This is a genomic window from Bradyrhizobium sp. SZCCHNRI1029 (assembly GCF_032487555.1).
Classification (GTDB): Bacteria; Pseudomonadota; Alphaproteobacteria; order Rhizobiales; family Xanthobacteraceae; genus Bradyrhizobium.
Window position 1 is genome coordinate 148,143 of the sequence record NZ_JAUEUK010000007.1, and the last position, 24,428, is coordinate 172,570.

The window sequence follows — 24,428 nt, forward strand, 5'->3', positions numbered from 1 at the left end:
CGGCGGTCCGTTAACGGTACTGGCGCTGGTCCCGCGCCCCGGCACCAGCAAGGCCGCCTCCGGCCACAAGATCCATCCCTATCTGCTGCGCGGCGTCAGCATCACCGATGCCCAATCACGTCTGGGCGGCCGACATCACCTACATTCCGATGGCGCAGGGGTTCCTGTATCTGGTGGCGATCATCGACTGGGCCACCCGGGCGGTGCTGGCGTGGCGCTTGTCGAACACGATGAATACGGGCTTTTGCATCGCTGCGCTCGACGAGGCGATGGCGCGTCACGGCCGGCCTAAGATCTTCAACACCGATCAGGGCGCGCAGTTCACCAGCTCAGCCTTCACCGGCAGGCTGGAGGCTGCAGGCATTGCGATTTCGATGGACGGACGCGGCCGTTTCATGGACAACATCTTCATCGAACGATTGTGGCGCTCGATCAAGTATGAGGAAGTGCATCTGAAAGCCTATGCTGACGGGCGCGAAGCGCGAGACGGCATCGGCTCATGGATGACCTTTTATAATCATCGCCGCCCGCACCAGGCGATGAACAATCAGTTTCCCATGGCGGCATGGCGCGCCGGCATGGATGTGATCGAGGCGGCCCAGACTGTGGATATGCCGCTTCGCTTGGACAACGCAAACGCGTTGCCCACATACCCACAGCAGGCCCAGACGCAGCAGCAGGAAGCTGCTTGATTTGAACGACAGGGCAGGCGCGATCACACCTTAATTTTCGGCGATCCATGGTCCCGTGCGTGGGGTCCACTTCAGTTGAACGTGTCTCGCAAGCTAACATCCGCCTGGGGTTATGGATTCCCGCGTTCGCGGGAGAACGGGGCAGCCGAGAAGAACAAAGGGCGCGATCGGTCCGATCGCGGAGCATCGGCAGCAGCGCAGATCTGAGTAGCTGTAGCCCGGATGAGCGGCACCGATATCTGAGGGGGCTGGCCCCGCATGTCGCTTGCGCTCATGCGGGCTATAGCTGCTGCGATCGGGTGGCGATGCGCGGCCCTCGTCGAGGCCACGCATAATGCACCCTCACGCCGCGCGCACCGAGTCGAGGAAGCGGCTGACCTCGTCGCGGAGGCGGCTGCTCTGGCCGGACAGCGACTTCGCGGCGGACAGAACCTGCGAGGAGGCCGAGCCGGTCTCGTCGGCGCCATGCCGGACGCTGGCGATGTTCGCCGACACCTGCTGGGTGCCATGCGCCGCCTGCTGGACGTTGCGCGAGATCTCGCGCGTCGCCGAGCTCTGCTCCTCGACGGCGGAAGCGATGGCGGACGCGATCTCCGACATCCGGGCGATGGTCTCGCCGATCTCCTTGATCGAGCCGACCGACTCCTGGGTCGCGGCCTGGATGCCGCCGATCTGCTGGCCGATCTCGCCGGTCGCCTTGGCGGTCTGCTCGGCGAGCGCCTTCACCTCCGAGGCGACCACCGCGAAGCCGCGGCCGGCCTCGCCGGCGCGGGCGGCCTCGATGGTGGCATTGAGCGCGAGCAGGTTGGTCTGGCCGGCGATCGCGTTGATCAGCTCGACGACGTCGCCGATCCGCGCCGCAGCCTTGGCGAGCTCGGCGACGTTGTCGTTGGTCTTGCGCGCCTGCGCCAGCGCCTCGTTGGCGATGCGCGCGGAGTCCTGCACCTGGCGGCTGATCTCGTTGACCGACGAGCTCATCTCCTCGGCGGCCGCGGCGACCGAATGCACGTTGGTCGAGGCCTCCTCGGAGGCCGAGGTCACCACGGTGGCGAGCTCCAGCGAGCGGCCGGCGGTCGTCGTCAGCGTGGCGGCGGAGCGCTCCAGATCGGCCGACGCCGATGACACGACGCCGACGACCTCGCCGATCGCCATCTCGAACTCGCGCGTGAAGCGCTCGACACGCTGGCCGCGCTCGATCTTGGCCTGCGCGTCGGCCGCGGCCGCCTGCTCGGCGCGCTTCTTCTCCAGCAGCGCCTCCTTGAAGGTCTGCAGCGAGCCGGTCATCGCGGCGATCTCGTCGTCGCGATTGATCGTCGGGATCGCCACGTCGTCATGGCCGGCCGCCATCTCGCCGATCAGGCCGGTCAGGTTCACGATCGGGTTGATCACGCGGCGGCGCAGCAGCATGGTGACGAACACGAGAATGCCGGCGAGGGCCGCGACCACCGCCGTCGCCAGCGCGAGCATCAGATAGGCTGCATCGCGCGCCGCGACGGCGCGTTCGCGGGCCTCGGCGATCGCGGCGTCGCGCACGACGAAGAACTTCTGCACGGCCGGGACGACCGCCTCGGCCAGGCTGTCGGCGGTGAGTGTGTAGTTGAGATCGCCGAGCCCGGCTGCGATGTCCTTGTCGACGATCGGAACGGCGCGCCCGAAATAGCCGTCACGGGCCTCCTTGAACGCCGTGAGCAGCCGCTCCGGATTGCCGAGCTGGTCGATGCCGGCGTCCAGGCGCTCGCGGTCGGCTTCGGTGCGGCCCTGGGCGCGGTCCATCGCCGCCTTCTCGGCCGGTGCCACGGCGCGGCGGGCGCTGAGCGCCGGCGACAGCGCGGCAGCCCGGCCGCCGGCGGTCACGCGCAGGTCCTGCGCGGTGCGGGCGACGTCGAGCAGCGTCGTCAGCGACGCGTCGGCATTGGCGATGCGGTTCTGCAGCTGGTTCAGGATCGGCTCGATTGCCAGGGCGACCTGGGTGACCCCGGGGAGAAAGCTCTTGATGACGGCCGGATCGCGCGCGTTCAGCGGCGCGGTCAGCGCGGGGTCCACCTTGGCGAGGATCTCGTTCAGCTTGGACGAGGCCTGGTCCAGGCTGCGCGTGATCGCCTCGCCGTTGGAGACGTTCGCCAGCTGCGCGCGCGCCCTGGCGAAGGATGCGTCGGCGGACTGCCTGATCTTGCGCACGCCTTCGAGCTGCGCGGGCGTGGCGGGAGTATCCTGGAAGATCGGCGTGATGTAGGGGGCGCGATGGCCGACCACGTCCTGCGCGTAGAGCAGCACGGCGCCGAACGCCTCGACCGTCTTGATCGCCTCGGCCTTGTCGCTGACAGCCCTGACCTGCTCGATCACGACTTGAGCAGCAGGCAGGACGGCCAAAGCCGTCACCGACAGCATGGAAATTGCGAAAAGTCGGCCGATCTTCATTATTGCCCCCGGATTGCGCGGGCTCACGCTAGGTTCCTTATGATTAAGGTTGCGCTTAATTCGACCCCCGTAGTTCCACGGGGTCGTCGCGCGCCCTCGATCGGAGACACGGCACCGGACAGGACGTCCCGTGCCGCTTGAAGAATGTCCTGAAGCGCGGCGATGACTTGGGACCGATTCCAGCTCAGGAAAACCCGGCTGCCCTACAGATCAAAATTCGTCGGCAGCATCACGACGTCGCGGATGGTCATGCCGCGCGGACGGGTCAGCATGAACATGATCACCTCGGCGACCTCTGAGGGCTCCAGCAGGCTGCCGGACTCGCGTGCCTCCTTCAGCTTCTCGGCCGGCCAGTCGGCGATCAGCGCGGTGATCACCGGGCCTGGCGAGATCGCGCCGACGCGGATGCCGTGCTTGAACACCTGGCGGCGCACCGTCTGCACGAAGCAGTCGATCGCCCATTTCGACGACGCATAGACCGGCTCCCACGGCGTCGGGTAATGGGCGGCGAGCGAGCTGGTGACGATGATGTCGCCCGAGCCGCGCGCGATCATGTGCGGGAGCACGTCGCGTACGTTCTTCATCACGACGTTGACGTTGAGGTTCAGCATGCGGTCGATCGCGTCCGTCCTGGCGTCGACGAGATCGCCGCCGAGATAGCTGCCGGCATTGGCGTGAAGGATGTCGAGCCGGCCGGCCGCATCGAGGACGCGCGGCAGCAGGGTGGCGCAATCCGTGGGATCGAGCAGGTCGATCACCACGGGGATCACGGCCTCGCCGTGCCGCTCGCGCAGGCTCGCCAGCGCCGCGGCGTCGCGATCGATCATGACGACGCGCGCGCCGGCGGCCAGCATCGCCGCGCTGCTGGCGAGGCCGATGCCCGACGCCGCGCCGGTGACCGCCGCCACCTTGCCTTCGAGTTCCCTGCCCATTCATCTCCTCCTTGTCCGGCCAGACTACAGCAAACCGCGCGGCATTGCCGCACTCCGTTGGACCCATCGCAATCCCTGCGCGTTGCATCCCGGCCGCCAGCATCACCCGTGAAGAGCCCGATGGAGACGATCGAAGCCTATCTCGCCCGCAAGCATCAGGAGCTGCAGCTCCTGAATTGCTGCCTGCGGAGACCGCATGCGCTGCCGGCGCCACGCTCCGTGATGGAGGTCGTCCGGCGCAAGTTTCAGCTCACGGCCGCGCTGAAGGCCGAGCACGCGCTCAGCGACTGGACCGCGACAGAGACGGCCTGGGCGGATGCGGACGATCATCGCGCCGGACCGTTCGCCTTCAGCTACGACTATCAGCGCGCCGATCTCGACGTGCGCGGGCCGTCGTTCTATGCGGCGGGCGAGAGCCGTCATGACACCATCTACACCATCTCCGGCATGGCGGCGATCGCGGCACTGCTGCTCGCGACGCGGCCCGTTCTCGGTACGGCGAACCTGCTGATGCTGCCGGGTTCCTATGGCGAGACGCAGGAGCTGGTCGCGGCGCATGCGCGGCACCTGCGCCCGGTGACGCTGACCCGTGACCTTGCCGCCGCGCTGGCGCAGCCCGCGCCGGCGCCGCGGCTGCTGCTGATCGATTCCAGCGCGACCGCGCCGCGCTTCGAGGCCGTGCTGAATTGCGACCGTCCGGCGATCGATCTCCTGATCTTCGACACCACCTGCTTTGCCAATGGCTCCGGCCGCGTTCGCCGCGTGCTGGCCTGGGCGCGACGCTGGGACGTGCCGGTCGTGATGGTGCGCAGCCATACCAAGCTCGACTCGCTCGGCGCTGAATATGGCCGGCTCGGCTCGGTCGCCTTCATCGATTGGAGCAAGGCCGGCGCCGCGGGCCGCGTTGTGCTTCAGACGCTGCCGGACGAGACGCGCAACGCCGTCAGGCTGCTCGGCGGCGCGGCGCTGCCGGCGCATTTCCCGCCTTATGTCGGCCTGCCCGCCTATCGCGAACTGACCGCGCGGCGCGTCGCCGCCATCCTGCGCAACAGCCGGCGCGCGCGGCGTCAATTCGCGACCGCGCTGCACGGCCTGACCGCGGAGCTCGACTTCGCGCACGGGCTCTACGTCACGCTCGCCGGCCGCGCGCCGCTCGACGAGGCCACCGCGCGGCAAGCCGCAACCGCCATGAGCGACGATCTCCGGCGCGCCGGGCTGCCGATCCGCCACGCCGGCAGCTTCGGCTTCGATTTCGCTGCGACGGAATGGTTTCACGACGCCACCACGGATCGCTACAGCGTGCGCGTCGCCGTGCCCGACCTGCCGACCGCGATCTGGGACGAACTGACGGACGCGATCGCCGCGTGGTGGTCCGCGCACCAGGGGCGATCCGCCGCGGCGTGACCGCTGCGCCATGGCACGCCTTGCCTCCTCAACGGCAAACGATTTCGATGCCACACGCGCCACGTCGTGCCCGGCGGTCGCGGCGCCACCGCACTCGGCGCCCTGGCACCGCGCCTCGCTTGGGCGCAGGGGATTTGGAGCAACGCCTTCGCGCCGCTCGCAAGTGGCTGAACCCGCTTCGCGAGCAGGGACCGACGGCCCCTCCCCTCACAGCCATCCGCGCCGGTGGAACTGCCAGTACAGCACGCTGCACACGGTGGCGATGAAGCCCAGCACGGCGTAGTAGCCGTATTGCCATTTCAGCTCCGGCATGTGCTCGAAGTTCATGCCGTAGATGCCGGCGACGGCCGTCGGCACCGCGAGGATCGCGGCCCAGGCCGTGAGCCGACGGGCGATGTCGGTCTGCTGCGCCTGGCCGGCCATCATGCTGGCCTCGAACACGAAGGCGAGGATCTCGCGCAGGGAATCCGCATCCTCCTCGGCGCGCTTGGCGTGGTCGAGCACGTCGCGAAACAGCGGCGCCATCTCGGCGTCGATCGCGACGTTGTCGACATGCTCGAGCCGCTTGCAGACGTCGACCACGGGGCCGACGGCGCGGCGCAGCCGCAGCAGGTCGCGCCGCAGGCGATACAGAAGGTCGACCTCGTGGCGCGCCAGCGGCCGCTGCAGCACGACCTCCTCCAGCGTCTCGACCTCGGCCATGATGCTCTCGGTCACCGGCCGGTAGTTGTCGACGATGAAATCGAGGATCGCATAGAGGATGTAGTCCTCCCCCTTGGCGAGCGAGCCCGGACAGCTCTCGCAGCGCTCGCGCACCGCGCCATAGGAGGTCGAGGCGCCGTGGCGCACCGAGACCACGAAGCCGGGGCCGACAAAGATGTGGGTCTCGCCGAACACGATGTGCTCCTTGACGAGCTGCGCGGTGCGGGCGACGACGAACAGCGCGTCGCCGTAGCGCTCGACCTTGGGCTGCTGATGCGCCTTCGACGCATCCTCGATCGCGAGCTCGTGCAGCCCGAACTGATCCGCGACGCGCTGCAGCAGCGCCGCATCAGGCTCATGCAGCCCGATCCACACCACATGGCCCGGCCGCCTGCTCCAGGCGCCGGCCTCCTCGATCGCGACGTCGGCGACGCGGCGGCCATCGGCATAGGCGCTCGCCGCGACCACGCCGGGCTCGCGCGACGCGCCGCGAACCTGAACGGCCGGCGTATCGGCCGGTGTCTGCGTCGTCACGTGGCGCATCGTGCCTCCCTGCTGTCCGGTCTCAACGGATCCACGCGGTGGCGCGTTCCCGTTGCACCGGCCTGTTTCCGATTTTCGGCGCGTTGCAGCCGCCGGTCAAGCAACGCGCCGGATCAGATCGGTGCCGATACGGCTTGTTGATGATCTGTCGCTCGCCGTCATGGCGACCGGCGCGTTCCTGTGTTTTGCTCGACGCCACCGGGAGAACAGCGCTACATGATCGCCGTCGTCATCCGTGAAAGGCAGGAGTCATCGTCATGGCCACACAACGTGTCGCACTGGTCACCGCGGGCGGCAGCGGCATGGGCGCAGCGGCCGCGCGCCGGCTTGCCGCTGATGGGTTCCACGTCGCGATCCTGTCGTCGTCGGGCAAGGGCGAGGCGCTGGCGGCCGAGCTCGGCGGCCTCGGCATCACCGGCTCCAACACGTCCAGCGACGATCTGAAACGCCTCGTCGACGGCGCGATGGACCGCTGGGGCCGCATCGATGTGCTCGTCAACAGCGCCGGCCACGGCCCGCGAGCGCCGATCCTGGAGCTGACCGACGAGCAGTGGCACACGGGCCTCGATACCTATCTGCTGAACGTCATCCGCCCGACACGCCTGGTGACACCGGTCATGCAGGCGCATAAGGGCGGCGCGATCATCAACATCTCGACCGCCTGGACCTTCGAACCGTCTTCGATGTTCCCGACCTCGGCGGTGTTCCGCGCCGGGCTCGCATCCTTCACCAAGATCTTCACCGACACCTACGCGGCCGACAACATCCGCATGAACAACGTGCTGCCGGGCTGGATCGACAGCCTGCCGGCGACGGAGGAGCGCCGTAAGACGGTGCCGATGGGCCGCTACGGCAAGTCCGAGGAGATCGCCGCGACCATCGCCTTCCTGGCCTCCGAGGGTGCCGCCTACATCACCGGCCAGAACATCCGCGTCGACGGCGGGCTGACGCGCAGCGTGTGAGGGGCCACCGCGCCGTCAGAACATCTCGAAATATTCGCGCTGCTCCCAGTCGGAGACCTCCTGCTGGAAGCGCTCGAGCTCGGCGTTCTTGATGAAGGTGTAGTAGTCGATGAAGGTCGAACCGAACGCCTGGCGGAAGAACGCATCGTCCTTCAGCGCATCGACCGCCTCGCGCAACGATTTCGGCAGCAGGCTCGCCTTGGTCTCATAGGGCACATCCGCCGACGGTCCCGGATCGAGCTCGCGGTCGATGCCGTCGAGGCCGGCTGATATCTGCGAAGCCATGTAGAGATAGGGGTTGGCGGCGGGCTCGCCGATGCGGTTCTCCAGGCGGGTGGCGCGATCGCCGGGGCCGCCGAGCACGCGGATCATGACGCCTCTGTTGTCGCGGCCCCAGATCGCGCGGTCCGGCGCCAGCGAATAGGCGCGGTAGCGCCGGTAGCCGTTGATCGTCGGCGTCGAAAACAGCGCGGAGGCACGCGCATGCGCGAGCAGACCCGCCATGTAGTGGCGGCCGAGCGCGGACAGACCTTCGGCGTCCTCCGTCATGAACGCGTTGCTGCCGTCGCGCGCCACCAGCGACTGGTGCAGATGCCAGCCCGACGACATCACGTTGGGGATGCGCGGCCGGCACATGAAGGTGGCGTGATAGCCGTGGCGCTGGCAGATCTGCTTCACGGCGCTGCGGAACAGCACCATCGTATCCGCAGGCGCCAGCCCGATGCCCGGCTGCAGCACGAATTCGCACTGGCTCGGTCCATATTCGAGCTCGATCGAGCGCAACGGCAGGCCCAGCGCGACGAGGTTCGCCCGGATGATCTCGAGCGCCGGCTCCATCTGATCGAAGCGCTGCTCGGTGAGATATTGATAGCCCTGGGTCAGCAGGCTGACCGTCGGCGGCACGCCGGGCTGACCGGGCGAGCCGGCATCACCGGGCGCGAGCCTGGGATCCTCGACCTTGAAGATGTGGCACTCGACCTCGAGGCCGGCCATGAACTGATAGCCACGCTGTTCGAGCGTCGCCAATGCCGACCGATAGAGATTGCGCGTGGCGAACGGGACCGGCGCACCGTTGGCGAAATACAGATCACACAGCACCCAGCCGGTGCCGGGCGCCCAGGGCAGCACCCGGAACGTGGTGGGATCGGCCACCATCAGCGCGTCGCTGCCGCCCTGCATCTCGGCCATGCCGAAGCCGCCGCCGGCGGTGAACACCGGAAACACGGTGCGATGCGAGGTGTCCTTGGCGAGCAGGGTCGTCGTGATCGAGCAGCCATCCTCGAGCGAGGACAAAGCAGCATCGACAGTGAGTGTCTTGCCGCGCAGGATGCCATGCTGGTCCGGGAACGAGAAGCGGATGGTGGTGAGGCCGTGCTCCTCGGCGAGGCGGCGCATGCGCATTGCGGCCTCGGCCTGCTCGACGGTCCACAACTGATGCTTGTCGACGAAACTCAACGATGGCTCCTCGAATCGTAGGACGGGCAAAGGCGCGCTCGCGGCGCTGCCTCCGCTGTTGCGCCAGTGGACACTGCGAACGCGACGCGCCCACCGCCGCGACGGTGCGCGTGAATGGTGGGCGGGCCGTCGGACGGCACGCTGCGCCGTTCCGCCGGCCTTGCCCACCCTACGGCAGCTCGGAGCAAAGGAGCTACTCCGCCGCGCTCAGATGCGGGGCCCGCCGCACGATATCCGCGGGCACCGGCGGGGCCCAGGGGGCGTTGCGGCGGCGGCGGACGTCGACTTCCATCCAATAGGTCTCCCAGCCGCGCGTCGGACCGATGCCGTCCATCGTCGCCGGGCCCTGCACGCTGCGGGCCTCAGCGGCATCGAGGAACAGCATCGGCGGCTCGCCGCTCGCGACCTTCTCGATCTGCTCGCGCAGCAGCCGGCGATATTGGATGATCGCCTTGTCGGATTGGCCCAGATGCTCGCGGGTGCGGTCCTGGATTCGGCCCATCGACTCCACCGCCCACTGGTCGTGCACGTTGATGTCGTTGCCCATGCCGGTGTAGGTCGCGGTCGCCTGCTCCCGTGGATCGAAGCCGTAGTCGTTGCTCTTGTTCTTGCGCGAGCGATAGTCGGGCAGCTCATAGAGCTCGAGCCGCTGCGCCCGCATCTTCGCCCGGTCGACCGGCGCGCCATAGCTGGTGAAGATCGCGTACCAATAGCAGCTCTCGTCATCGACCGGCACGTGCCACTGCGTGATCGTCATCTCCGTGCTCATCGGAATCACGAAGGCATGCGGGAACAGCTGATTGGTGACGCGCACGTGGGTGCGTTCGGCATCGATCTCACGCAGCGCGATGATGCGCAGGCCGTATTCGGTCCCCTCGACATTGATGATCGGACGATCGTATTCGCGCAGCACCTTGGTCATCGGCAGCTCGCTGTCGGCGGAGGCGCCGCGGAACTGCTTGCCATAGGCGGTCGACGTATCCTCGTCCTCGAAGAAGCGGTGCAGGAACGAGGCATGCGCGGGGTCGATGCCGACCTCCAGCGCTTGCAGCCAGTTGCACTCGATCAGGCCCTTGAAGGCGAAGGTGTAGGCGTCTGGCGCGGTGAAGCAGTCGAGATCCGGGAACGCCGGGGCGGCGCCCTCGCCCAGCCAGGCCCAGAGGATGCCGCCCTTCTCGACCACGGGATAGGCGCGCTGCTTGACGTTCTTGCACAGCGGCGAGCCCGCCGGTTCGGCCGGCGTCTCCAGACAATTGCCGTCGGCGTCGAACAGCCAGCCATGGAAGGCGCAACGCAACCCGCCGTTCTCCAGCCGTCCGAAGGCGAGATCTGCGCCGCGATGCGGACAATCGCGATCAAGTAGTCCGTAGCGGCCCTGCGCATCCTTGAAGAGCACGAAGTCCTGGCCGAGCAGCTTCACCGCGCGCACCGGCCGCTCGCCCACGAGCTCATCGACCAGCGCGGCCGGCTGCCAGTACATCCTCATTAGTTTACCGGCGGGCGCGCCGGGTCCGACGCGCGTGATCAGGTCGTTCTGCTCCTGGCTCATCATGATGGCCGTCTCTCCTGTTCCGTCGCAAGTCGGGCGTTGAGCGTCACGCGATCATCTAATAATGTTCGCTAGACGAACACATGTTCGCCCAGATTAGATTCGCTTTAAGTGGGGAGAAGCGCAAGTGAAAAAGCTACAACCGAAGCCGAGGGGCCAACGGACTGCAGCTTCACTGCGGCCGAAAACAACAACAGCGGATCATGTCAGGCCGATGCCGAAACTGAAGCGCACTGATGAGGAGAAGAAGCAGGCTCGGGGCGACGGCCCCGAGTTCGTGGAAGCGCTCGATCGCGGCCTGCGGGTGATACAAGCCTTCAGCCGCGAGGGCCGGCCGATGACGCTGAGCAAGGCCGCGGAACTCACCGGCCTCGCCCGCGCCACGGTGCGACGGATTCTGCTGACCCTGAAGGCCTCCGGCTTCGTCCATGGCGACGACCGGCTGTTCTCGCTGACGCCGCGCGTGCTGCTGCTGGCCTCCAGCTATCTCGCCTCCAACCAGATCAACAGCGTGATGCAGCCGTTGATGGACAGCATGGCCGGCGAGGCGCGCGAGGTCTGCTCGCTCGCCGTCCTCGACGGCGAGTCGGTCGTCTTCATCGCGCGCGCGACCTCGACGCGGATGTTCTCGACCGGGCTCGAAATCGGCTATCGGCTGCCGGCGTTCTGCACGTCGGTCGGCCGCGTGTTGCTGAGCCGGATGCCGGACGATCAGTTGCGCCAGGCCGTCGAGCGCATGACTCTGACCGAGATGACGCCGCAGACGATCACCGACAAGGAAGCATTGCTCGCGTCGATCATCGCCGTCCGCGACGACGGTTACTCGCTCGTCGACGGTGAGGCGGAGCAGGGTTTCCGCTCGATTTCAGTGCCGATTCGCCGATATGACGGCGGCATCATCGCCGCCGCCAACATCGGCGGCCACGTCGATCGCATCGGCGTCGACGAGATGAAGGAGCGCTTCCTGCCGCTGCTGAAGAAGCTCGCGGCGACGGCGCAGCCTCTGCTCGTCTGATCGTCGAGGAGAGGCCTCGGCCGCTGGCGCGCTCGCTCTCGCTCGCGCATCAGGTCACGCCACCGCAACCTTCGCATCGAACTCGCGGCCACGAGCGCCGCTGCTCCATCCGGCAGCGACATCGCCGAGAGGCATCGTCGCGCCGCTGATCGAGCACGTCGTCCCGCCCCTCGCTGCATCGCGGATCGGCGCACCCGCCGTTCTCGTGAGAGCCGGACTTCGCGCGACAATCCTTCCGATGTCATCACCGACAGCGCGGTGCTACCAACTTATCTCCGCAGCAGCACGAGAGAGCCGGCCATCGCCGGCCACGTGAAGTTACCGGCCGCGCGAACTAATCGTTGTGGTCGCAGGCCTTGCGACGCCGCGGCCCACGCCCATTACGTGATATTATCGTGACGCCCGACCCTGTTTGCCACGATTGATGGTCCATCCAGGTATCATCGCGCTGCATGCGATGGTGGCATGATCCGGAGCGGAAGTAGTTCGATCTCCGATCTCACGCGCGAATTGCGGACGACGCCACCAGATTGCCGCGAATGGCGCCGCAATCACGAAAGCCGAAGGCGCCGCGGCCCAAGCAGCATCGCGGGCGCCCCGATCACCGCGATCATCCGACCGGCCCCCCCGCTGCCGCGAAGAGGCGCAGGAGGAGCCAGGACACGGCTGGGGACGAGGTTGTCGGCCTGGGGCGGCGGGCGCGAGCCGCAGCACATCGTTGGACATCGGCCGCCCCTCGCGCGTAAATGGCATGCCGGGCGGACAACACCCGGACCTGCAGGTGAATGCCGTTTCCGGGGGGAAGACCCATGACTGATGCGCTGCCGCTCGTGCTGGTGCCTGGCCTGATCTCGTCGCCCCGCATCTATGCGCCTGTCATCCCGGCGCTGTGGCGGCTCGGGCCGGTGATGGTGGCCAACCACATCCGCGATGACAGCATGGCCGCGATCGCGCGCCGCATCCTGGCCGAGGCGCCGCCGCGCTTCGCGCTCGCGGGACATTCGATGGGCGGCTACATCGCGCTCGAGATCATGCGCCAGGCGCCAGAACGCGTGGGTCGGCTGGCGCTGATCAACACCCAGGCGCGGCCCGACACGCCGGAGGCGAGCGCCCGCCGCCGCACCATGATCACCCGCGCCAAGGAGGGCGACTATCACGGCGTGGTCGACGAGCTGTTCTCGGGCTTCGTGCATCCGTCGCGCCAGGATGATCCGCGGCTGCGCCAGCTCGTGCACGACATGGCCGAGGAGGTCGGCGTCATCGGCTTCATCCGGCAGCTGACGGCCATCATGTCGCGTCCGGACTCGCGGCCGACCTTGACAGCGATCCGCTGCCCGACCCTGGTGCTGACCGGCGACACCGACAACACCATCCCGAACAGCCTGTCGAAGGAAATGGCCGACGGCATCGACGGCAGCTGGCTGGTCGTGCTGGAGAATTGCGGTCACCTGCCGCAGCCCGAGCAGCCGGAGGAAACGGCGCAGGCGCTGATGGAATGGTTGCGGGGGTGAGATGGCCATCACAGTATATTGCTGGCGTTGTGGCATCGAGGTGCCCATGCTCGATGAGAAGGAGTGGGTGGAGATCGAGCCTCTCCTGAGGAAACCGATCGACGACATCAAAGACTACCGGCGGTTGAATGAATGTACTCTCGGGCAAGCCGCCGCTGCGGTCGATAGCAAAGCGGGCGTGCTGCAGCGCTACCGTGAACTGACCGGCTTTGACGAGACGAATGCCCTTGCGATCTGGCACCATCGACGAAGTGATTTCGGTCCGGCGTGCACGTCGTGTGGAAAGCCGTTGAGAACACCCCGCGCGAAATTCTGCGCCGCCTGCGGGACGCCGGTTTCATAGCATCACCCCACGCCAACTTCGTCATTCCGGGGCATTCGCGCAGCGAATGAGCCCGGAATCCATACTCACAGGTCTTGGTTGTGGAGCGAGAGGGCCGTACAGAGGCACTGCGAATTTCAGCAACAGAACGTGGTTATGGATTCCGGGCTCGCGCTTCGCGCGCCCCGGAATGACGATGGAGGGAGCATCCGGATCTACGGAGTATCGCCCGGACGAGAGTGCCGTCGGACGTGTCGGCCCGGGCAAGTCAATGAGCGGCTAATACGCAGCGTGAGGCAATCTCACGCCCGCCCCTTCCCCACCCGCAGCCCATCCACGAACACATCCAACAGCCGCAGCACGCTCTGCTGCCAGCCGGTCTGGTCGTGCATGTAGCACATGCCGATCAGCGCGCGCAGGACGTCGTCGGCGCTGATGTCGCTGCGGATCTCGCCGGCCGCGACGGCACGCGCCAGCAGCGCGCCGATCGAGCGGGTGAGGTGGCCGTGCGAATAGGCCGCGAGCTCAGAGTTCGCGTTCATGACGATCGCGAGCGCGGCCATCATGCCCTTCTTGGTGGCGACGAACTGCACCGTCGAGCGCAGCCAGCGGCGGAGCGCCTCGACCGCCGACGGCTCGCTCTTCAGCTCTTCCGCAAGCTCGGCGAGCTGCTCGACCTCGCGCCGGTACACCGCTTCGAACAGATCCTCGCGGGTGGGGAAATGGCGATACAGCGTGCCGATGCCGACGCCGGCCTGGCGCGCCACCGCCTCCAGGCTGACCTCGGCGCCGCCGACGCTGAACACCGCCTTGGCCGCCTCGAGCACGCGCTCGCGGTTGCGCTGCGCATCGGCGCGCGGCTTGCGATGGCGGTCTTGTGGTTTCGTCTCCATCTCACCAGCTCTTGATGACGGACCGTTCATGTCCCCTTGCTAAACGGAGGAACCCTCCGTATAGATAGACCTGCCACCCGGGACAGCCAACCTTCCTCAGCTGTCGTCCCGCGGTCGCTGGATCTGGACGGACCATCGCCCGTAAGGCGGTGCCCGCTGCGATCCGATTAGGCCATCGCTTCGATCGGAACAACGCATGAATTGGACTGTCAGACTCACCGTCAACGGTGAGCCGCGAACGCTTGCGCTCGACGACCCCAGGGTCACCCTGCTCGACCTGCTGCGCGAGCGCCTCCACCTCACCGGCACCAAGAAGGGCTGCGACCGCGGCCAGTGCGGCGCCTGCACCGTCCTGGTCGACGGCCGCCGCATCAATTCCTGCCTGACGCTGGCCGTCAGCCTCGACGGCGCGGCGATCACCACCATCGAAGGGCTCGCTCAAGGCGACCAGCTCCATCCGGTGCAGGTAGCCTTCATCGCCCACGATGCCCTGCAATGCGGCTTCTGCACGCCCGGCCAGATCATGAGCGCGGTCGGGCTCATCAACGAAGGTCACGCCGGCGGCGATCCGGAGCGCGTGCGCGAAGGCATGAGCGGCAATCTGTGCCGCTGCAGCGCCTATGTCGGCATCGTCGAGGCGGTGCTCGACGCCCAGGCGACGCTCGCCGAGAACAAGGAGCGCGCGGCATGAACCGGTTCGACTATGTGAAGCCGTCGACGGTCGCGGAGGCGGTCGCAGCGGCCAGCGCGCCGGGCGCGGCCTATCTCGCTTCGGGCACCAACCTGCTCGATCTGATGAAGGGCAATGTCATCAGGCCGGCGCGGCTGGTCGACATCTCGCAGATCAAGGAGCTGACGCGGATCGAGACGCTCGGCAATGGCGACGTCCGGATCGGCGCGCTGGTGGGCAATGCGGACCTTGCGCATGACGCGGCCTTCGCGCGCGATTTCCCGGCAGTCGCCGAAGCGCTGCTGTCGGGCGCCTCGGCACAGTTGCGCAATGCGGCCACCGTCGGCGGCAATCTGCTGCAGCGGACACGCTGCGCGTATTTCTATGATCCGGCCTCGGCCTGCAACAAACGCGCGCCCGGCGCAGGCTGCGACGCGCGCGGGGGCGACACCCATCAGCACGCCGTGCTCGGCTGGAGCGAGGCCTGCATCGCCACCAACCCCTCGGACTTCTGCGTGCCGCTCGCCGCGCTCGATGCGATCGTCGAGATCGAAGGCGGCTCCGGCCGGCGCGAGGTCGCGCTGGAGGCGCTGCATCTCCTGCCCGGCACCACGCCGGAGCGCGAGACCGTGCTCGCGCCGGGCGAGATGATCGTCGCGGTCCGGCTGCCCGCGGCGGCGCGGGCGTTCGCAGGGCACGCGCGCTATCTGAAGGTGCGCGAGCGCAATTCCTATGCGTTCGCCGTCGTCTCGGCCGCGGCCGGTCTCGTGATCGAGAACGGCGCGATCAAGCACGCACGTCTGGCGCTCGGCGGCGTCGCTGCCAAGCCATGGCGCGCCCACCAGGCCGAAGCGCTGCTCGCAGGCCAGCCGGCTATGCCGCACACATTCCAGCAGGCTGCCGACATCGCGCTGCGCGATGCAAAGCAATCCGGCGACAACGCCCACAAGATCCCTCTCGCGCGCAGCCTGATCATGCGCGCGCTGGCCGCCGCTGCGCAAGGCACGCCGTCGCGCGTGCCGGCGCTGCCGGCCTCTCCCTTCTCCGCCGTTCCAGGAGCACTTCATGACGCCTGAGCTCAATCTCTCCCGCGATCCCGCCCATATCAGACACGGCTCCAACATCGGCCAGCCGCTGTCGCGCGTCGATGGCCGTGCCAAGGTCACCGGCACGGCGCGCTATGCCGCCGACAACAATCCGCCCGGCCTGCTCTATGCCGTGCTCGCCGTCTCCAGCATCGCGCGCGGCCGCGTCGTCGCGCTCGACGTCGAAGCCGCCAAGGCGCATCCCGGCGTGGTCGAGGTGATGACCTCCGCCAACCGGCCGCCGCTGCACGCCGATCCCGACGGCAAGCCGAACCCGTTCGCATTCCGCTTCGAGGCGCTGCAGAACGACCGTGTGCGCTACGCCAACCAGCCGATCGCGCTGGTCATTGCCGAAAGCCTGGAAGCCGCGACCGAGGGCGCCGCGCTGCTGTCGCCGCGCTACGAGGCCGAGCCGGCCCGCATCGGTCTCGATGCGGCCGACGCCTATGTGCCGCCTGTCGTCGGCATGGGTTTTCCAGCCGAGAGCCATCACGGCGATGTCGAGGCCGCGCTGGCGGGCAGCGACAAGCAGATCACCGCGATCTACGAGACCCCGCCGCATTATCACAACGCAATGGAGCCGCACGCGATCGTCGCCGAGTGGCAGGGCGACAGGCTCATCATCGACACGCCGACCCAGGGCCTGGTGATGATGCGCGGCCGCCTTGCCGAGCTGTTCGGCATCGCGCCTGAGAACATCCTGATCCGCAGCCCCTATCTCGGTGGCGGCTTCGGCGGCAAGGGCCTGATGGCCGGGCCGCAGGTCCTCGGCATTCTCGCCGCCAGGATGGTCGGCCGCCCGGTGAAGCTTGTGGCGCGCCGCGAGCAGCTCTACGGCCCGTTCGGCCACCGCTCGCCGACCCGGCAGACCTTGCGCCTCGGCGCCAGCGCGGTCGGGCAGCTCGCAGGCATCCATCACCACGCCCGGATCGCGACCTCCAGCTTCGAGGACTTCTACGAAGCGGCGGCGCATGTGACGCACACGCTCTATGCCGCGCCGGCGATCGCGACGACCTATGACGCGGTACGCATGGACACGGGCACGCCGCTGTTCGTGCGCGCCCCCGGAATCGCGCCGGGATCGATCGCGCTGGAGAGCGCCGTCGACGAAATGGCGGAAGCCTGCGGCCTCGATCCGCTCGCCTTCCGGGTCAAGAACTACGCCGAGGTCGAGCCGACCACGGGCAAACCGTTCTCATCCAAGGCGCTGCGCGAGTGCTACACGCAAGGCGCCGAGCGGTTCGGCTGGTGGGAGCGGCCGCTGAAGCCGCGGATGATGCGCGACAAGGACGGCTTCCTGGTCGGCTGGGGCATGGGCACGGCGACGTTCCATGCGCTGATGTTCGCGGGCCAGGCCCGCGCGGTGATCCGGCGCGACGGCACCGGCGTCGTCGAGAGCGGCGCGCACGACATGGGCCAGGGCGCCTTGACCGCCTTCGCACAGATCGCGGCAGACTCGCTCGCGCTCGAACTCGACCGGGTGACGTTCAAGGCCGGCACCTCCGACCTGCCGGATGCCGGCATCGCCGGCGGCTCGGCACATACGGCGACGGTCGGTACTGCGATCCACAATGCGGGCGCCGCCGTCATCGCCAGGCTCGCCGAGCTCGCGACATCAGACCAGCGCTCGCCACTGTTCGGCGCCGGCAACGCCGGCGTGATCGCGCGCAACGGTCGGCTGCTTCGGCGCGACGACGAGGGCCGCGGCGAGAGCTACGCCGACATCCTCGCCCGCGCCGGCCTCGACCAGGTCGAGGGCTCCGGCAGCGGCATGCCGGACCCTGCGGCCAACGAGCAATATGCGATGCATTCACATGGCGCTGTCTTTGCCGAGGTGAAGGTCGATCCCGATCTCGGCCAGGTCCGCGTCACGCGCATGGTCGGCGCGTTCGCGGCGGGACGGATCATCAATCCGAAGCTGGTGAAGAGCCAACTCGTCGGCGGCATGATCTGGGGCATCTCGCTGGCGCTGCACGAGGAGGCGGTCACCGATCGCCGCACCGGGCGGATCATGAATGCCAATCTCGGCGAGTATCATGTGCCGGTGAATGCCGACGTTCCGGCGATCGAGGCCTTCACGGTCGAGGAGCACGATCCGTTCGTCAACCCGCTCGGCGTCAAGGGCGTCGGCGAGATCGGCATCACCGGCTCTGCCGGGGCGGTCGCCAACGCGGTGGCGCACGCGACCGGCATTCGGATCAGGCGCTTTCCGGTGCGGATCAGCGATCTGGTCTCGCGCCAATGACATTGGCGGTTTGACGAAGCCCGTTCGAAGCAATGCCTCCGTTCTCCCGACCGAGAGCGGAGGCAGGCGACCTCGCTCCGTCTACGCCGCCTGCCGTGCGAAGGTCCGCCTGAACCATGCCAGGAACGTCTCGCGATTTTGGCCGGGGTCGAACTCGACATGCAGCGCGTCCTTTTCACGGGCGCGAACCCGATACGGCACGCTGCCGTCGAAGCCGCTGAATTCCATGACGCCGCGATCGCCGATGCCCGGTTCGGGGTCGAACCGGAACCAGGCGCCGCCTTCGGAAATGTCCACCAGATCGGCCTTCACCGTGCCCCTGCGATCGTCGACGACCTTGATCGACAGGCTCGACTTCAACCGCGGCGACTGACGGCGATCGGCTTCGGCGGTCGCCGTCCTGACGGCCTTCACCAGCGTGGCACGGAGCGAGGTCAGGCCCGTTGCCACGGAGCCGATGGCGTTGCGCACCTCGGCGGCCCGATCGTTGACCATGCCGGCGTCCCTGCCGACATTGCCGATCTTGGACGACACGTCGCGCGCCGCGCTGGCCGATGACTGGACCGAGCGGCTGATCTCCTGGGTCGCCGCGTGCTGCTCCTCCATCGCCGCGGCGATCGAGGCTGCGACCTCGTCGATCTCGGAAATCTGGCTGCCGATGCCTTCGACGACGTCGACGGTCGCCTGCGTGGTGGTCTGCACCTCGCCGATCAGCCGCGAGATCTCCTCGGTCGATTTGGCGGTCTGATCCGACAGCGATTTGACCTCGGCCGCAACCACGGCAAAGCCGCGGCCGGCATCGCCGGCGCGCGCGGCCTCGATGGTGGCATTGAGCGCCAGAAGGTTGGTCTGCTCGGCAATGCCGCCGATCAGGTTGGAGACCTCGGCGATCTTGTCCACGGCCGTGGACAAGGAGAGCATCGTGTTCTTCGCCTTCTCGCGCTCGGTCACCGCCGATTTGGTGATCGTGCTGGCGCGCGCCACCTGGCTCGAGATCTCGCGGATCGCCGAGCTCAGTTGCTCGGCTGCCGACGAGACCGTCTGGGCATTGGAGAGCGACTTCTCCGAGGCTGCGGCCACCGATTGCGCATCGGTCGACAGTTCCTCGGCCAGTTTCGAGAGGCCTGCGGCGACGGCCTCGACCTGGCGCGATGCGCCGGCCGCAGCTTCGACGGACGTCTCGGTCTCGCGCTCGATCACGTCGGCCATGTCGAGCATGGCGCGCTTCTTATGCTCCTCGGCGGCCGCACGATCGCGCTCCTGCCTGTCGCGGAGGCTCGCGTTCTCGAGCGCGTTGGTCTTGAAGATGCTCAGCGCGCCCGCCATCGCGCCGATCTCGTCGCCGCGTTCCGAATAGGAAATGTCGGCCGACAGATCGCCCTCGGCGATCCGCCGCATCAGCCCGGTCATGCGCGACAGCGGACGGACGACGCCGATCACCAGCCCCGACATGCCGGCGACGACCAGAGCCAGAACGATGCCGGACACGGTCCACACAATGATGGAGATGCTGCGATCCTGGGTCGCCGCCGTCGCCTCCATGTCCGAATTCAGCTTGTTCGCCTTGTCGACCAGCGTATCGATCACCGCGCGGTGGGCGGCGTAGGCTTCGGCCAGACGGACATAGGCGGCATCGGCCTTCGCCATGTCGCCGGAGCGCAGCGCCGGGATCAACTCGGCCTCCAGGGCCTGCCAGAATTTCCGGACCTCGCCGTCCGATCGTTCGACCAGCAGCGATTTCAGATCAGGCTGCAGCGCCGAGCCGGTCCAGAACGTCTTGCGATCCTCATAGTCCTTCTTCAGTTGCGCCAGCTTATTGACGTGCGTGTCGAGATCGTTCGGCGTCCGGAGTGCGAGGGTCGCCTCGAGATAGGCCTCGAGCACATATTCAGGCGGCGGCAGGATGTCGGCCACCAGATCATTGCCGAGCTTGATCTTGTCGTAGAGGGGCCCGCCGACCTTGAGCTCGCGCAGCGCATAGGCGCTGGTCAGCACGACCGCACCGAAGCCGAGTGCGAGCACAAGGCCAAAAGCCGCAATGAACGTGGAAATGGAGAGACGCATCTTCATGTCGGCGGCACATTCGCTGGAGGGTAGACTGCACCCGCCGTCGCCCCGCCGGAGCCCTCTCCGCTCGCTTGCATGGAGCTGGTCCGTCCGGAACGACCGGCATCGAGTCGTTAATTTGATCAGCGTGCACAACCTTTTCTCAGGGAAGGTAAATTTCCGCCCCCGTAGAAATGCGGTCCAACCCGCTTCGGCAGAGGATGCAGGCGCTCCTCCCACTATGACCTGGCGCAAGGCGGCGGGAGGCGGATCTGCGAACATTCATGCATCGTCGCTTCAGGAGCCACCATGTCGAAACCCATCCCGGACAAGGCTGAGATCGCGCTCGAATATCCCGACAAGCTCTATGCCGGCACGTTCGAGCATTCCTCGCGGTTCGAAGCCCATCTCGAATCATCCGGCCTGGCATTGACCCTGGAGCGGCCCGGCCCAGAGGACGTCCGCAAGTCGATCCATATGCACCTGAACTTCGGACTGCTCGCCGCGATTCTGCACGAGCTCGCCGCCGGCATCGCTTCGATGCCCAAGGACGACATCGTTCATCGCGAGCAGCTGCGCGACGCAGTCGCGGCTCTGCATCGAGCTCTTAACGCGCCTTAACCGGTTGTGCCGCGGCGGCACAAAGGGGCCCGGCGTTAACTCCCGGTTCAGCCTTCGTTAGTGCATTACTAACTACGCCAGAACCTTTGCCCGGAGAAGGTCGGGTTGGAGGCCGGTGTGCTGCGGGAGTGACAGCATTTTATTCAAAAGCGATCTATCTCCGATGCATCGACGGCGCGCGATGCGCGAGCCTTGTTAGTTGAGTATCGGAGACCCGCCATGAAGAAGATCCTGTTCGCAACCGTTGCCGTCGCCGCGCTGGCTTCGGCCCAGTCCGCTGTCGCCGCCGATCTCGGCGCCCGGACCTATCCTTACGCCACCAAGGCGCCGCCGGCTTACGCCGCCCCGATCTACAACTGGACCGGCTTCTATCTCGGCGCCCATCTCGGCGGCGCGTTCTCGAGCGACAACAACTTCTCCGGCCTCGCCACCGGCAACAACTCCAACGGCCGCTTCCTGGGCGGCTTGCAGGTCGGCGCCGACTGGCAGTTCGCACCGACCTGGGTGATCGGCGCCGAGGGCCAGTACAGCTGGCTGAGCGGCAGCGTCGGCGCCGCCTTCCCCGGCGGCCTCGTCTACACCAACAGCCAGCGCGGCCTCGGCTCGATCACCGGCCGCTTCGGCTACACCTGGGGTCCGGGCCTGCTCTACGTGAAGGGCGGCTACGCCTATTCCGACAACAACGAGAAGGTGACGTTCGCCGGCACGCCGGTCGGCTTCGCGACCAATGGCGACCATCGCAACGGCTGGACCGTCGGCGGCGGACTCGAATACATGTTCGCGCCGAACTGGTCGGCCAAGGCCGAGTATCAGTACTACAATTTCGGCAGCGCCACCTTCACGGCGCCCGCCGCGCTGGTGCCGACCGGCAGCTTCACCACCGACGACCACACCTTCAAGGCTGGCGTGAACTACCGCTTCAACTGGGGCGCTCCGCTCGCGGCCCGCTACTGATCCGCAGGCGTCAAATAACAACAAACGACGGGAAGGCCGGCAGCGATGCCGGCCTTTTCTGTCATAGGTTATCGAAAGCGCGGCCCAACAATCCCTTCCGTCCCGTTAAATGCCGCACGGTGAAATGCGAAAATGCGAGAAAACTCAGCACTGCCCGAGTAGTTTCCCGGATTTGTTAACCGCCCGCCGCGATACTGCCTGCAAGCAACAGCTCCAAGTAGTGCATATCGGGGGACACCAGAGATGGCGATTCGGTTCAGCTTCAGCAGGGTGCTCGGAGTCCTGCGACCCAGATGGGGCGTCCGCGGCAGCCTGTTCGCAGCCTTCGCAGTGATCGCGGGCATGGCGATCGCGATCAGCGTCGCTGCGGGACTGATGCTGCGACACGTCGGCGGCACCATGGTCGAACTCTCGGGCCGCGAGATTCCGCGCCTGACCTCGAGCCTGCAATTGCTGGCGCAGAGCTCCGGCCTGGCCAGCCTCGGCCCGGCGCTGCTGCAGTCCCAGAGCGAGGACGCGCTCAACGAGCGCCTGAAGAAGATGCAGGAGATCCAGAAGACCACGCAGGAGCGCCTGAGCGAGATCAGCGCGCTCGGCGCCGCGAAGAGCGTGGTGGCGCCGCTCGCCGAGACCATCAAGAACATCAACGAGGCCAATCAGAGCCTGGTGTCCGCCGCACGCGAGCGTCTCGAAGTCGCGGCCCTGCACAACAAGCAGTACGACGCGTTGCGCAAGGCGCAGGCGGACTTCACTGCCGCCGCCAACGAGCCGATGCTGGATGCCCAGACGCAGCTCAACGCCGTGCTCGGCGCAGCCGAGGTGTCGGCAGACGACGCGACGGCGGCCGCACGGTTCGTCGAGCAGCTCGGCAACGTGATCGCGTCCGGCAACCTGCTGGTGGCGCAGATGGCCGCCGCGCTATCGGCCAACGACAGCGACACGCTGGAGACGATCGAGCGACAGTTCAAGGAGGCGCTGGCGCAGCTCAAATCCAATCTCGAATTGCTGCCGACCGGCCGCAGCACCAAGGCAATCCACGATGCCGCGCTGAAGCTCGCAGCACTCGGCGAGGGCAAGGCCCGCGTGTTCAAGACGCGCGAGAAGGAGCTCGACGCCAACGATTACGGACAGACCGTGCTGGAGGAGACGCGCAAGCTCAATGTCGGTCTCGACATCAGCGTGCAGCAGCTCGTCGAAGGCGTGCGCAAGTCGACCGAAAGCGCCACCGGCACGGCGGGCCGTGACATCGAGCTGGCAACGCTCGGCATGGCCGGTGCCGGCGCAGCCACGCTGCTCGGCTCGGTGCTGTTCGTCTGGCTCTATGTCGGCGGCAACATCCTGCGCCGGATCAAGCGGCTGCAGCAGGCGATGCAGACGCTGTCGAGCGGCGATCTCGACACCGAGATTGCGACCTCGAAGCAGCGCGACGAGATCGGCGCGATGGTCGACACCCTGCAGGTGTTCCGCGAGAACATGGTCCGCGCCCGCACCCTGGCCGCCGAGCAGGACCGCGAGAATGCCGCCAAGGCCGAGCGCGCCGCGCGCATGGAGGCCCAGATCGCCACGTTCGAGGCGACGGTGCGCAGCGCCCTCGGCACGCTGCAGAGCTCCGCCACGGCCATGCAGGCGACCGCGCAGAGCATGTCGCAGACCGCCGACCAGTCCAACTCGCTGGTCAATGCGGTCGCGGCGGCTGCCGAGGAGACCTCGGTCAACGTCCAGACCGTGTCGGCCGGCACCGAGCAGTTGTCGTCGTCGATCGCGGAGATCAGCCGCCAGGTCGTGACCTCGGCCCAGATCGCCAAGAAGGCGGTCGAGGAAGCCGGCGCCACCGACTCGACGATGCAGGGACTCGCCGACAATGCGAGCCGCGTCAGCGTCGTCGTCGACCTGATCCAGGCGATCGCCTCGCAGACCAACCTGCTCGCGCTCAACGCCACCATCGAGGCGGCGCGCGCCGGCGAGGCCGGCCGCGGCTTCGCGGTGGTCGCGCAGGAGGTGAAGAGCCTGGCGAGCCAGACCGCCAAGGCCACCGACGAGATCCGCACCCAGATCGCGGGCATGCAGCAGGTCGCCTCGTCGGCGGTGTCGGCGATCCGCAACATCGGCGAGACCATCGCCGAGATCGACAACGTCACCACCGCGATCGCCGCCGCCGTGGAGCAGCAGGGCACCGCGACGCACGAGATCGCCCGCAACATCCAGCAGGCGGCCTCCGGCACCACCGAGGTCTCCAACAACATCACAGGCGTCTCCAGCGCCTCGGCCCAGGCCGGCACCTCCGCCAACGAGGTGCTCAGTGCCTCCGAAGCGCTGCGCCGCGAGGCCGACACCCTGCGCGCCGAGGTCGACGCGTTCCTGACCAACATCCGGGCGGCGTAGTTGCTACTCGCCGGTCATTCCGGGGCA

The 24,428-nt window shown here is 67.4% G+C and carries 18 protein-coding genes and 1 pseudogene; 12 read left to right on the forward strand and 7 right to left on the reverse strand.

What is annotated here, in order from left to right:
* Window positions 1–22: 22 nt before the first annotated feature.
* Window positions 23–692: pseudogene (locus QW861_RS20790) on the forward strand (IS3 family transposase); the annotation flags it as partial.
* Window positions 693–1,034: 342 nt separating this feature from the next.
* Here the strand turns inward: QW861_RS20790 and QW861_RS20795 are convergent.
* Together QW861_RS20795 and QW861_RS20800 are read right to left on the reverse strand one after the other, a co-directional pair.
* Complete coding sequence (locus QW861_RS20795; protein ID WP_316172615.1) at window positions 1,035–3,110, reverse strand: HAMP domain-containing methyl-accepting chemotaxis protein; 2,076 nt, start codon at window positions 3,108–3,110, stop codon at window positions 1,035–1,037.
* A 203-nt stretch (window positions 3,111–3,313) separates the two neighbouring features.
* Window positions 3,314–4,042, reverse strand: coding sequence for an SDR family oxidoreductase (locus QW861_RS20800; RefSeq protein WP_315751340.1), 729 nt, complete (start codon window positions 4,040–4,042; stop codon window positions 3,314–3,316).
* A gap of 120 nt (window positions 4,043–4,162) precedes the next feature.
* Between QW861_RS20800 and QW861_RS20805 the strand changes: the two genes are divergently transcribed.
* The gene (locus tag QW861_RS20805) at window positions 4,163–5,446 is read left to right on the forward strand and encodes a hypothetical protein (RefSeq protein WP_315751338.1); all 1,284 of its coding nucleotides are present in this window, start codon (window positions 4,163–4,165) and stop codon (window positions 5,444–5,446) included.
* A gap of 207 nt (window positions 5,447–5,653) precedes the next feature.
* Here QW861_RS20805 and QW861_RS20810 read toward each other — a convergent pair whose 3' ends face one another.
* Window positions 5,654–6,691: a magnesium and cobalt transport protein CorA gene (locus QW861_RS20810; protein WP_315717882.1), complete on the reverse strand. Its 1,038-nt coding sequence runs from the start codon at window positions 6,689–6,691 to the stop codon at window positions 5,654–5,656.
* Between the two features lie 257 nt (window positions 6,692–6,948).
* Here QW861_RS20810 and QW861_RS20815 point away from each other — a divergent pair, with 257 nt between their 5' ends.
* Entirely contained in the window at window positions 6,949–7,653 is a 705-nt protein-coding gene (locus QW861_RS20815) for an SDR family oxidoreductase (RefSeq protein WP_315751335.1), read from the forward strand.
* A gap of 15 nt (window positions 7,654–7,668) precedes the next feature.
* Here QW861_RS20815 and QW861_RS20820 read toward each other — a convergent pair whose 3' ends face one another.
* Both QW861_RS20820 and QW861_RS20825 read right to left on the reverse strand, forming a co-directional pair.
* Window positions 7,669–9,108, reverse strand: a complete 1,440-nt coding sequence (locus tag QW861_RS20820; RefSeq protein ID WP_315751333.1) for a glutamine synthetase family protein — start codon at window positions 9,106–9,108, stop codon at window positions 7,669–7,671.
* Between the two features lie 193 nt (window positions 9,109–9,301).
* Complete coding sequence (locus QW861_RS20825; RefSeq protein ID WP_315751332.1) at window positions 9,302–10,660, reverse strand: aromatic ring-hydroxylating dioxygenase subunit alpha; 1,359 nt, start codon at window positions 10,658–10,660, stop codon at window positions 9,302–9,304.
* A gap of 211 nt (window positions 10,661–10,871) precedes the next feature.
* On the opposite strand from QW861_RS20825, the gene QW861_RS20830 reads away from it, so the two are divergent.
* The 3 genes from QW861_RS20830 (at window position 10,872) to QW861_RS20840 (ending at window position 13,526) form a co-directional block, all read left to right on the forward strand.
* Window positions 10,872–11,672 (forward strand): IclR family transcriptional regulator C-terminal domain-containing protein, encoded by an 801-nt coding sequence (locus tag QW861_RS20830; RefSeq protein ID WP_315751330.1) that lies wholly within the window; start codon window positions 10,872–10,874, stop codon window positions 11,670–11,672.
* An 809-nt stretch (window positions 11,673–12,481) separates the two neighbouring features.
* A complete protein-coding gene (locus tag QW861_RS20835) occupies window positions 12,482–13,183 on the forward strand; it encodes an alpha/beta hydrolase (RefSeq protein ID WP_315751328.1) in 702 nt (233 codons plus the stop codon).
* Between the two features lie 46 nt (window positions 13,184–13,229).
* Window positions 13,230–13,526: a zinc-ribbon domain-containing protein gene (locus QW861_RS20840; protein WP_315751326.1), complete on the forward strand. Its 297-nt coding sequence runs from the start codon at window positions 13,230–13,232 to the stop codon at window positions 13,524–13,526.
* 281 nt (window positions 13,527–13,807) lie between these two features.
* Here the strand turns inward: QW861_RS20840 and QW861_RS20845 are convergent, their stop codons facing one another.
* Window positions 13,808–14,398, reverse strand: a complete 591-nt coding sequence (locus tag QW861_RS20845; RefSeq protein ID WP_316193443.1) for a TetR/AcrR family transcriptional regulator — start codon at window positions 14,396–14,398, stop codon at window positions 13,808–13,810.
* Between the two features lie 196 nt (window positions 14,399–14,594).
* Here QW861_RS20845 and QW861_RS20850 point away from each other — a divergent pair, with 196 nt between their 5' ends.
* The 3 genes from QW861_RS20850 to QW861_RS20860 are packed head-to-tail and all read left to right on the forward strand — an operon-like array spanning window position 14,595 to window position 18,398.
* Entirely contained in the window at window positions 14,595–15,089 is a 495-nt protein-coding gene (locus tag QW861_RS20850; protein ID WP_316193444.1) for a (2Fe-2S)-binding protein, read from the forward strand.
* Window positions 15,086–16,144 carry a xanthine dehydrogenase family protein subunit M gene (locus tag QW861_RS20855; protein WP_316193445.1) on the forward strand — a complete coding sequence of 353 codons (1,059 nt, stop codon included), beginning with the start codon at window positions 15,086–15,088 and terminating at the stop codon, window positions 16,142–16,144. The genes QW861_RS20850 and QW861_RS20855 overlap by 4 nt, the downstream gene beginning before the upstream one ends.
* Complete coding sequence (locus tag QW861_RS20860; RefSeq protein WP_316193446.1) at window positions 16,134–18,398, forward strand: xanthine dehydrogenase family protein molybdopterin-binding subunit; 2,265 nt, start codon at window positions 16,134–16,136, stop codon at window positions 18,396–18,398. The genes QW861_RS20855 and QW861_RS20860 overlap by 11 nt, the downstream gene beginning before the upstream one ends.
* Window positions 18,399–18,479: 81 nt before the next feature.
* Here the strand turns inward: QW861_RS20860 and QW861_RS20865 are convergent, their stop codons facing one another.
* Window positions 18,480–20,468, reverse strand: a complete 1,989-nt coding sequence (locus tag QW861_RS20865; protein WP_316193447.1) for a methyl-accepting chemotaxis protein — start codon at window positions 20,466–20,468, stop codon at window positions 18,480–18,482.
* Between the two features lie 285 nt (window positions 20,469–20,753).
* Here QW861_RS20865 and QW861_RS20870 point away from each other — a divergent pair, with 285 nt between their 5' ends.
* The 3 genes from QW861_RS20870 (at window position 20,754) to QW861_RS20880 (ending at window position 24,401) form a co-directional block, all read left to right on the forward strand.
* Window positions 20,754–21,065 (forward strand): hypothetical protein, encoded by a 312-nt coding sequence (locus tag QW861_RS20870; RefSeq protein WP_316193448.1) that lies wholly within the window; start codon window positions 20,754–20,756, stop codon window positions 21,063–21,065.
* 219 nt (window positions 21,066–21,284) lie between these two features.
* The gene (locus tag QW861_RS20875) at window positions 21,285–22,019 is read left to right on the forward strand and encodes a porin family protein (protein ID WP_315717895.1); all 735 of its coding nucleotides are present in this window, start codon (window positions 21,285–21,287) and stop codon (window positions 22,017–22,019) included.
* A 243-nt stretch (window positions 22,020–22,262) separates the two neighbouring features.
* On the forward strand, window positions 22,263–24,401 hold the full coding sequence (locus QW861_RS20880; RefSeq protein ID WP_316193449.1) for a methyl-accepting chemotaxis protein: 2,139 nt from the start codon (window positions 22,263–22,265) through the stop codon (window positions 24,399–24,401).
* The last annotated feature ends 27 nt before the right edge of the window (window positions 24,402–24,428 follow it).

Bases quoted from the DNA above. Each gene is read 5' to 3' on its own strand.
- QW861_RS20795 (WP_316172615.1), bottom strand. From the start codon at position 3,110: ATGAAGATCGGCCGACTTTTCGCAATTTCCATGCTGTCGGTGACGGCT.
- QW861_RS20800 (WP_315751340.1), bottom strand. From the start codon at position 4,042: ATGGGCAGGGAACTCGAAGGCAAGGTGGCGGCGGTCACCGGCGCGGCG.
- QW861_RS20805 (WP_315751338.1), top strand. From the start codon at position 4,163: ATGGAGACGATCGAAGCCTATCTCGCCCGCAAGCATCAGGAGCTGCAG.
- QW861_RS20810 (WP_315717882.1), bottom strand. From the start codon at position 6,691: ATGCGCCACGTGACGACGCAGACACCGGCCGATACGCCGGCCGTTCAG.
- QW861_RS20815 (WP_315751335.1), top strand. From the start codon at position 6,949: ATGGCCACACAACGTGTCGCACTGGTCACCGCGGGCGGCAGCGGCATG.
- QW861_RS20825 (WP_315751332.1), bottom strand. From the start codon at position 10,660: ATGATGAGCCAGGAGCAGAACGACCTGATCACGCGCGTCGGACCCGGC.
- QW861_RS20830 (WP_315751330.1), top strand. From the start codon at position 10,872: ATGCCGAAACTGAAGCGCACTGATGAGGAGAAGAAGCAGGCTCGGGGC.
- QW861_RS20835 (WP_315751328.1), top strand. From the start codon at position 12,482: ATGACTGATGCGCTGCCGCTCGTGCTGGTGCCTGGCCTGATCTCGTCG.
- QW861_RS20840 (WP_315751326.1), top strand. From the start codon at position 13,230: ATGCTCGATGAGAAGGAGTGGGTGGAGATCGAGCCTCTCCTGAGGAAA.
- QW861_RS20845 (WP_316193443.1), bottom strand. From the start codon at position 14,398: ATGGAGACGAAACCACAAGACCGCCATCGCAAGCCGCGCGCCGATGCG.
- QW861_RS20850 (WP_316193444.1), top strand. From the start codon at position 14,595: ATGAATTGGACTGTCAGACTCACCGTCAACGGTGAGCCGCGAACGCTT.
- QW861_RS20855 (WP_316193445.1), top strand. From the start codon at position 15,086: ATGAACCGGTTCGACTATGTGAAGCCGTCGACGGTCGCGGAGGCGGTC.
- QW861_RS20860 (WP_316193446.1), top strand. From the start codon at position 16,134: ATGACGCCTGAGCTCAATCTCTCCCGCGATCCCGCCCATATCAGACAC.
- QW861_RS20865 (WP_316193447.1), bottom strand. From the start codon at position 20,468: ATGAAGATGCGTCTCTCCATTTCCACGTTCATTGCGGCTTTTGGCCTT.
- QW861_RS20870 (WP_316193448.1), top strand. From the start codon at position 20,754: ATGTCGAAACCCATCCCGGACAAGGCTGAGATCGCGCTCGAATATCCC.
- QW861_RS20875 (WP_315717895.1), top strand. From the start codon at position 21,285: ATGAAGAAGATCCTGTTCGCAACCGTTGCCGTCGCCGCGCTGGCTTCG.
- QW861_RS20880 (WP_316193449.1), top strand. From the start codon at position 22,263: ATGGCGATTCGGTTCAGCTTCAGCAGGGTGCTCGGAGTCCTGCGACCC.